Here is a 1,442-nt window from a genome sequence, read left to right on the forward strand (position 1 = left end):
GTCCGTGACGTTCGGCTCCCGAAAAGCTTCGATCAAGGGTCCGAACGTCACGGACTACCCCGAGAAAGGGGGTGTCAGCCCGCCGGGAGCGCGACGTAGGTCGTGTCGACGTACTCCTCGATGCCCTCGAAGCCACCCTCGCGCCCGAAGCCGCTCTCCTTGACCCCGCCGAACGGGGCGGCAGGGTTGGACACCAGCCCGGTGTTGATGCCGATCATCCCCGCCTGCAGCGACTCCTGGAGCCGCATGGTGCGGGCCAGGTCGCGGGTCCAGGCGTAGGCGACGAGGCCGTAGGGCGTCGCGTTGGCCGCGGCGACCCCCTCCTCCTCGGTGGTGAAGGTGGTGATCGGGGCGACCGGGCCGAAGACCTCCACGGCGTTGATCTGGGCCTCGGCGGGCACGTCGGTGAGCACCGTCGGCGGGTAGAAGTGGCCGGGACCGCCGGGTGCGGTGCCGCCCGTGACGACCTTCGCCCCGTCGTGGACCGCGTCGGTGACCAACTGGCTCACCGAGTCGACGGCGACGGAGTCGATGAGGGGCCCGACCTGGACCCCGTCGTCCTGTCCGCGACCCACGGTCATCGCACCCATCTTGTCGGCCAGCGCCGTCGCGAACTCCTGGGCGACGTCGACGTGCACGAGGAAGCGGTTGGCCGCCGTGCAGGCCTCGCCCATGTTGCGCATCTTGGCGATCATCGCGCCGGCCACGGCGGCGTCCACGTCGGCGTCCTCGAAGACGACGAACGGCGCGTTGCCGCCGAGCTCCATCGAGACGCGCTGGAGGTGGTCGGCCGACTGGCGGACCAGGATCTTGCCGACCTCGGTGGAGCCGGTGAAGCTCACCTTGCGCAGCCGGTCGTCGCCCATCAGCGCGGAGACGACCGTGGCCGCGTCGCTGGTCGGCACCACGTTGACGACGCCCGCCGGGACACCGACCTCGCGCAGCAGGTCGGCCAGCTTGAGCATGGTGAGCGGCGTCTGCTCGGCGGGCTTGACGACCATCGTGCAGCCGGCGGCCAGCGCCGGACCGATCTTGCGGCTGCCCATCGCCAGCGGGAAGTTCCACGGCGTCACGAACAGGCACGGGCCGACCGGACGCTTGAGGGTCAGCAGCCGGCTCTTGCCGTCCGGGGCGCTCATGAAGCGACCGTGGATGCGCACCGCCTCCTCGGCGAACCACCGGAAGAACTCCGCGCCGTAGGCCACCTCGCCGGCCGCCTCGGCCAGCGGCTTGCCCATCTCGAGGCTGATGGTGTGGGCGAACTCCTCGGTGCGCTCGATGACCAGCTCGTACGCCGATCGCAGCAGCTCCCCGCGCTCGCGCGGCGCCGTGGCCGCCCACCCGGCCTGCGCCGCGACGGCGGCGTCGAGGGCGTCGGCCGCGTCCACCTCGCCGGCGTCGGCGACCCGCGCCAGGACGGAGCCGTCGGCGGGGTCCTCCAC

Annotated in this window: 1 protein-coding gene; it reads right to left on the reverse strand. The window is 72.0% G+C overall.

What is annotated here, in order from left to right:
- Positions 1–74: 74 nt before the first annotated feature.
- A partial coding sequence (locus AC1DQF_RS21570) for an NAD-dependent succinate-semialdehyde dehydrogenase (protein WP_477527270.1) occupies positions 75–1,442 on the reverse strand: 1,368 nt, incomplete at its 5' end.

The sequence above is a fragment of the Nocardioides sp. P4_G4 genome (genome assembly GCF_056401085.1).